The following is a 6,386-nucleotide window of genomic DNA, read 5'->3' on the forward strand; positions in this document are numbered from 1 at the left end:
GTCCAGCACGGTCGGCGAGGCCGTGCTGGCCACCGCCGGCACCTCGGCGGCGGTCGCCGAGCTGGCCGCCGCGGTGCTGCGGCCAGGGGACACCGTGGCCGTCGAGGACCCCGGCTACCAGCGCGCGGTCGGCGCGCTGCGGGCCGCGGGCCTGCGGATCGTGCCGGCCCCGGTGGACGCCGACGGCCTGCAGGTCGACGCCGTCCCGGCGACCGTGCGGGCGGTGTACTGCTCACCCGCGCACCAGTACCCGCTCGGCGGGCGGATGGCCGCCGGGCGCCGGGTCGCGCTGGTCGAGCGGGCCCGCCGGGAGGGCTGGCTGGTGATCGAGGACGACTACGACGGCGAGCTGCGTTACGACGTGGCCCCGCTGCCGCTGCTGGCCGCGCTGGCCCCGGACGTGGTGGTGCACCTCGGCACCACGAGCAAGATCCTCACCCCGACGCTCGGCGTCGGCTGGATGGTCGCCCCGCCGCCGGTGGTGTCCGCCGTGCTGGCGCACCGCGAGGCGGGCGGCACCGGGCCGGCGGCCGCGGGCCAGCTGGTGCTCGTCGAGCTGGCCCGGCACGGCGACCTGGGGCGGCACCTGCGCCGGCTGCGCCGCGAGCTGTCCGAGCGCCGGCAGATCCTGGCCGAGGGGCTGGTCGCCGGCGGCGTGCCGGTGCTCGGCGACGAGGCGGGCGCGCACGTGGTGGTGCTGGTCGGCTCCGCAGAGGAGGAGCGGGAGCTGCTGCGCCGGGCCCAGCGCCGCGGGCTGCTGCTTGACGGCCTGGCCCGGCACCACTGCGGCCGGCCGCGCTGGTTCGGCGTCGCTCTCGGTTATGCCGCCTGCTCGCGCGAGCAGCTCCGGGAGGCGCTGCCGGTGCTGGTCGAGCTGCTCCGCCGCCCGGGTAGGGTCGTGGCCCATGGCTGACTCCAAGCTTCGCGTGGCGGTGGTCTTCGGCGGGCGCAGCTCGGAGCACGCCGTGTCGTGCGTGTCCGCCGCCAGCGTGCTCGCCAACCTCGACCCGGACCGCTTCGAGGTGCTCCCGGTCGGGATCACCCCGGACGGCGCCTGGGTGCTCGGCCCGGCCGAGCCGAAGACGCTGGAGATCCAGGACCGCCGCCTGCCGAGCGTGTCCACCGGCACCGCGCTCACCCTGCCGGCCGACCCGACCTCGGCGCGCCTCGTCGTGCTCGACCGCGGCCGGGAGGGCGAGGTCCTGTCCGGCATCGACGTGGTCTTCCCGGTGCTGCACGGCGCCTACGGCGAGGACGGCACGATCCAGGGCCTGCTGGAGATGGCCGGAATCCCGTACGTCGGCGCGGGCGTGCTGTCCAGCGCGGTGGTGATGGACAAGGAGTACAGCAAGAAGCTGCTCGTCGCCGAGGGGCTGCCGGTCTGCCGGTACGAGGTGCTGCACCGCGGCGAGACCACCCTGACCGACACGCAGAAGGCCGGGCTCGGGCTTCCGGTGTTCGTCAAGCCCGCGCGGGCGGGGTCGTCCACCGGGATCAGCAAGGTGACGTCCTGGCCCGAGCTGGACGCCGCGGTGGCGCTCGCCCGGTCGATCGACCCCAAGGTGCTGGTCGAGGCCATGGTGGTGGGTCGCGAGGTGGAGTGCGGCGTGCTTGAGTTCCCCGACGGGCGCCTCGAGGCCTCGCTGCCGGCGGAGATCCGCCTGGTCGGGGCCGGCGTCGACTGGTACGACTTCGACTCCAAGTACCTCGACGACGTGTGCGAGCTGGACATCCCGGCCAAGCTCGACGACGCGGTGACCGAGCGCCTGCGCGCCATGGCCATCGCCGCGTTCCGCGCGCTGGACTGCCAGGGCCTGGCCAGGGTCGACTTCTTCGTCGGCGCCGACGGCACGCTCACCCTCAACGAGCTGAACACCATGCCCGGGTTCACCCCGACCTCGGCCTACCCCAAGATGTGGGAGGTCACCGGCGTCGACTACCCGACCCTGCTGGCAACCCTCATTGACACCGCCATCGCCCGCGGCACCGGCCTTCGTTAGGACCGGGCCCGCGCTAGCCTGGCCGCCGCTGCAGCTTCCCTCGCACCGTCTCGGAGATCTCCTGCAGCGGTCCGGTGCCCGCATCTCCCGGGACGGTCAGCGCCACATACGCGGTCCGGTCGACGACGTACCACGTGGTGGCGCCGTCGCCTTGGACCGGCAGCCAGCTCACCCCGGAGATGTCCCTCAGCTGGGCGGTCGGGGTCAGCTCGGGCGGGCGGGGCAGGCCGCAGCGCAGCACGACCGGCTCACCCCCGTCTCCCCAGGCCACGGTGGCCGGCGGCGCGGGCTCGGCCAGCGGCAGCCGGCCCAGCGTGCGCGAGCCGCTGCTCAGCCGGGCCGGCAACCGTCCGAGCAGCGCGGCGCAGGCCGGCGAGTTCGCGTCGGGGGCGTCGACGGGAACCAGTGCCAGCGGCCCGGTGCGGGGTGCCGAGGTGGTCGTCGTCGGTGGCGGCGCCGGGACCGGAGCGTCCCCCACCAGCCTGCTGATCACGATCACGCCCACGGCCAGTGCGAGGGCGAGCCCGACAGCGACACCAATGGTCCTGCGGGACAACGGCTCGGGAGAGGATCGGTCGGACACGGACCAACGAGAACACAGGGTCAGATATGGACCACCGGGCAGGTGAGCGTCCGCGTTATGCCTTCAACATTCTGTATACGCGCGACGACCAGTTGACCGAGCAGATCGACGTTGTCGGCCTCGGCCCGGACGATCACGTCGTAGGGCCCGGTCACGTCCTCCGCGGTTGTGACCCCCGCAATCTTGGCGATCTCTGCAGCGACCACTGCGGCCTTGCCAACCTCCGTCTGAATCAGGATGTATGCATGGACCACGGCGCGCCCCTTCGTGTCGATCTATGCCCAAGAGGTAGGAACGTGATGGGCAACGTACCGCAGTTGACCATCGTTGGGCGATCCGACTTTTCGTGCAGGGAGGCATTATGCGACCGAAACCTCCCGTAAACGGGCAGACAGTTGCCGATGTTGGTGAGTTCGGCCTCATTCGCCGGGTCATCAGCGGGCGGGCCCAACCGGCGAGCACGGTGCTCGGCCCCGGCGACGATGCCGCCGTGGTCGCCGCCGCCGACGGTCGGGTGGTGGCCAGCACCGACGTGCTCGTCGAGGGCGTGCACTTCCGGCTGGACTGGTCGTCCCCGGAGCAGGTCGGGCGCAAGGCGGTGGCGGTCAACCTGGCCGACATCGCGGCGATGGGCGCGGTGCCGACCGGCGTGCTGGTCGGGCTGGCCTGCCCCGGCCGGACCGAGGCCAGCATGATCGAGGCGCTGGCCGCCGGGATGTGGCAGGAGGCGGCGCGGGCGCGGGTCGGCCTGGTCGGCGGGGACATGGCGAGCACAGGGACGGGGGACGTCATGATGATCTCGATCAGCGCGCTCGGGGACCTGCGGGGGCGGGCCCCGGTCACCCGGGGTGGCGCGTTACCCGGCGACATCGTGGCCGTGTGCGGGCGGCTCGGCTGGGCCGCCGCCGGTCTCGCCGTGCTCGGCAGGGGCTTCCGCTCGCCGGTCAGCGTGGTCAACGCGCACCGCAACCCGGAGCCGCCGTACGAGGCCGGACCGCAGGCCGCCGAGGCCGGCGCCACCGCGATGATCGACGTGTCCGACGGGCTGCTCGCCGACCTCGAGCACCTCGCCGAGGCCTCGGGCATCGCCATCGACGTGCGGACCGACCTGCTCACCGTGGACCAGAAGCTGGTCGACGTGGCCACCGCGCTCGGCGCCGACTCCATGCACTGGGTGCTGACCGGCGGCGAGGACCACGCCCTCGCCGCGACGTTCCCCGAGCCCGCCGCCGTCCCCGATGGCTGGACCGCGATCGGCACCGTGACCCGTGGGCGCGCGGTGACGGTGGACGGCAAGCCGTACGAGGGCCCCGCCGGCTGGCAGCACTGGCGCTGAGCGGTCACGTTGAATAGGACTCGTGGAGATCCGCGTCGTCCCCTACGACCACCCCGATGCCGGCTCGTTGATCGACGAGGTCCAGCAGGAGTACGTGGTCCGGTACGGCGGGCCGGACGGCACCCGGGTGGACCCGGCGCAGTTCGCCCCGCCGCGCGGCCTGTTCCTGGTCGGCTACCTCGACGGAGCGCCGGTGGCCTGCGGCGGCTGGCGGGCGCACGCCGACGGTGTCGTCGAGGTGAAGCGCATGTACGTCGTGCCGGCCGCCCGCGGTCGCGGCCTGGCCAGGGCGATGCTCGCCGAGCTGGAGCTGTCCGCGAAGCGCGCCGGCGCCCGCCGGCTCGTCCTGGAGACCGGGAGCAGGCAGCCGGAGGCGGTGGCCCTCTACCGGTCGAGCGGCTACACCGACGTGCCCCCCTTCGGCTACTACGCGAACGCCCCGGAAAGCGTCCACCTCGGCAAAACCCTGGGTTAGGGACTCGATAAGGTTTCCCGACGTGGCCGCACGACCGTTGTCCGAGATCATCGATCCCGGTTGGGCGGAGGCGCTGGCGCCCGTCGCCGACCGCATCGCCGCCATGGGGGAGTTCCTGCGGGCGGAGGTCGCGGCGGGCCGGCGCTACCTGCCGGCCGGGGAGCACGTGCTGCGCGCGTTCACCAAGCCGTTCGCCGACGTCCGGGTGCTGATCGTCGGGCAGGACCCGTATCCGACGCCGGGGCATCCGGTCGGGCTGTGCTTCTCGGTGGCCCCCGACGTTCGCCGGCTGCCGGGCAGCCTGGTCAACATCTTCACCGAGCTGCACAACGACCTCGGCCACCCGATGCCGTCCTGCGGTGATCTGACGCCGTGGGCCGAGCGCGGCGTGCTGCTGCTCAACCGCGCGCTGACCGTCGAGCCCCACAAGCCCAACTCGCACCAGGGCAAGGGCTGGGAGGAGGTCACCGAGCAGGCGATCCGCGCGCTGGCCGCCCGCGGCGGCCCGGCCGTGGCCATCCTCTGGGGCCGCAACGCGCGCAACCTCAAGCCGCTGCTGGGTTCGATCCCGTGCATCGAGTCGGCGCACCCGAGCCCGATGTCGGCGCACAACGGGTTCTTCGGCTCGCGGCCGTTCAGCCGGGCCAACCAGCTCCTCGAGCAGCAGGGCGCGGAGCCGATCGACTGGAAGCTGCCTTGACCTCGTCCTAACTCGAGGTTGCAGCCTTGAGCCATGTCATTCACCCAAGCCGAGCTCGACTACCTCGGCTCCCAGGTGCTCGGCCGCCTCGCCACCGTGGCACCGGACGGCACACCGCAGGTCAGCCCGACCGGGTTCCGGTACAACGCCGAGCTGGGCACGATCGACATCGGCGGGCACAACATGGCCCGGTCCAAGAAGTTCCGCAACGTCGCCGCCGGCAGCCGTGCCGCCTTCGTGGTCGACGACATCGAGTCGACCAAGCCGTGGAAGGTCCGCGGGGTCGAGGTACGCGGCGACGCCGAGGCCCTCACCGGCGCCACCGCCCCCGCCGGTCTCCCGGGCACTCCCGGCGAGATCATCCGCATCCATCCGCGCCGCATCGTGAGCTGGGGACTCGGCGAGTCCGAGCCCTACCGCGTGAACGCCAGATCCGTCGCATCGAGCCGTTCGGTGAAGACGCGAAACCGGCGCCGGTGAAGGGGGCCGGCGCCGGTTTCGGTTCAGGTCTCAGCCGCGGGTGACCTTGCCCGCCTTGAGGCAGGACGTGCACACGTTCATGCGCTTGCGCTGCGAGATTCCGATCTTCGCGTGCACGGTCTGGATGTTCGGGTTCCAGCGGCGGCTGGTGCGCCGGTGGGAGTGCGAGACCGACTTGCCGAAGCCCGGCCTCTTGCCGCACACATCGCAAACGGCAGCCACGTCAAACACTCCTTTGTCGGTGTTACCCCCAGGTGCAACGTTCCAAGTCTAACGTCGCACCCTGTCGGGCCCAAACCGGCCCCCGGCTACCCTCCCGCATGTGCTGCAGGCTCTTGACGCCGGTGAGGTGCGGCGCTGGGCCGCCGGGTGCGTGCAGGCGCTCGGCGCGCACCGGGAGGCGATCGACCGGATCAACGTCTTTCCGGTGGCGGACAACGACACCGGGTCGAACCTGCTGCACACCGTGCGGGCCGCGCTCGACGCCCTGCTGCACGCCCCCGCGGAGACCGCGGGCGCCGCGCTGGGCGCGCTGGCCAGGGGCGCGCTGGCCGGGGCGCGCGGCAACTCCGGGGTGATCGTCTCCCAGCTGCTGCGCGGGCTCGCCGCCGAGCTGGCCGACGCCGGCACGATCACCGGGCCCGGGCTGCGCGCGGCCCTCGCGCACGGCGCGAAGCTGGCCACCGCCGCGGTCTCCGAGCCGGTCGCCGGCACCATGCTCACCGTGCTCGACGCGGCCGCGGCCGGCGCGCGCGGCGCGGACACCCTGGCCGAGGTGGCGGAGTCGGCGGCCCGGGCCGCGGCCGAGGCCC

10 protein-coding genes are annotated in these 6,386 nt (G+C 73.2%); 7 read left to right on the top strand and 3 right to left on the bottom strand.

The genetic code is table 11. From position 1 onward, the window contains the following. Positions 1-913: PLP-dependent aminotransferase family protein (locus tag VGX25_RS09490; protein WP_326917263.1), on the top strand; the 913-nt coding region annotated here is incomplete at its 5' end. Next, a complete protein-coding gene (locus VGX25_RS09495) occupies positions 906-2,000 on the top strand; it encodes a D-alanine--D-alanine ligase family protein (protein ID WP_326917264.1) in 1,095 nt (364 codons plus the stop codon). The genes VGX25_RS09490 and VGX25_RS09495, both read left to right, overlap by 8 nt. Positions 2,001-2,013: 13 nt before the next feature. On the opposite strand, the gene VGX25_RS09500 is transcribed toward VGX25_RS09495, so the two are convergent. Beyond that, positions 2,014-2,583, bottom strand: a complete 570-nt coding sequence (locus VGX25_RS09500) for a DUF3515 domain-containing protein (protein WP_326917265.1) — start codon at positions 2,581-2,583, stop codon at positions 2,014-2,016. Positions 2,584-2,603: 20 nt separating this feature from the next. After that, a complete protein-coding gene (locus VGX25_RS09505) occupies positions 2,604-2,837 on the bottom strand; it encodes an Lrp/AsnC ligand binding domain-containing protein (protein WP_326917266.1) in 234 nt (77 codons plus the stop codon). A gap of 107 nt (positions 2,838-2,944) precedes the next feature. On the opposite strand from VGX25_RS09505, the gene VGX25_RS09510 reads away from it, so the two are divergent. Genes VGX25_RS09510 through VGX25_RS09525 form a run of 4 tightly spaced genes read left to right on the top strand, consistent with a single transcriptional unit; the run spans position 2,945 to position 5,574 of the window. Beyond that, positions 2,945-3,919, top strand: coding sequence for a thiamine-phosphate kinase (locus tag VGX25_RS09510; protein ID WP_326917267.1), 975 nt, complete (start codon positions 2,945-2,947; stop codon positions 3,917-3,919). A 22-nt stretch (positions 3,920-3,941) separates the two neighbouring features. Further along, positions 3,942-4,394 carry a GNAT family N-acetyltransferase gene (locus VGX25_RS09515; RefSeq protein WP_326917268.1) on the top strand — a complete coding sequence of 151 codons (453 nt, stop codon included), beginning with the start codon at positions 3,942-3,944 and terminating at the stop codon, positions 4,392-4,394. A 22-nt stretch (positions 4,395-4,416) separates the two neighbouring features. Next, positions 4,417-5,094, top strand: coding sequence for a uracil-DNA glycosylase (locus VGX25_RS09520; RefSeq protein ID WP_326917269.1), 678 nt, complete (start codon positions 4,417-4,419; stop codon positions 5,092-5,094). A 33-nt stretch (positions 5,095-5,127) separates the two neighbouring features. Then, a complete protein-coding gene (locus tag VGX25_RS09525) occupies positions 5,128-5,574 on the top strand; it encodes a PPOX class F420-dependent oxidoreductase (RefSeq protein WP_326917270.1) in 447 nt (148 codons plus the stop codon). A 30-nt stretch (positions 5,575-5,604) separates the two neighbouring features. Here VGX25_RS09525 and rpmB read toward each other — a convergent pair whose 3' ends face one another. Continuing rightward, positions 5,605-5,796, bottom strand: coding sequence for a 50S ribosomal protein L28 (gene rpmB / locus VGX25_RS09530; RefSeq protein ID WP_325159017.1), 192 nt, complete (start codon positions 5,794-5,796; stop codon positions 5,605-5,607). A 100-nt stretch (positions 5,797-5,896) separates the two neighbouring features. Here rpmB and VGX25_RS09535 point away from each other — a divergent pair. Beyond that, on the top strand, positions 5,897-6,386 hold a 490-nt coding region (locus VGX25_RS09535), incomplete at its 3' end, for a DAK2 domain-containing protein (protein ID WP_326917271.1).

Source organism: Actinophytocola sp. (assembly GCF_035942955.1).
In the GTDB taxonomy this organism is placed as follows: Bacteria; Actinomycetota; Actinomycetes; order Mycobacteriales; family Pseudonocardiaceae; genus DASYTH01.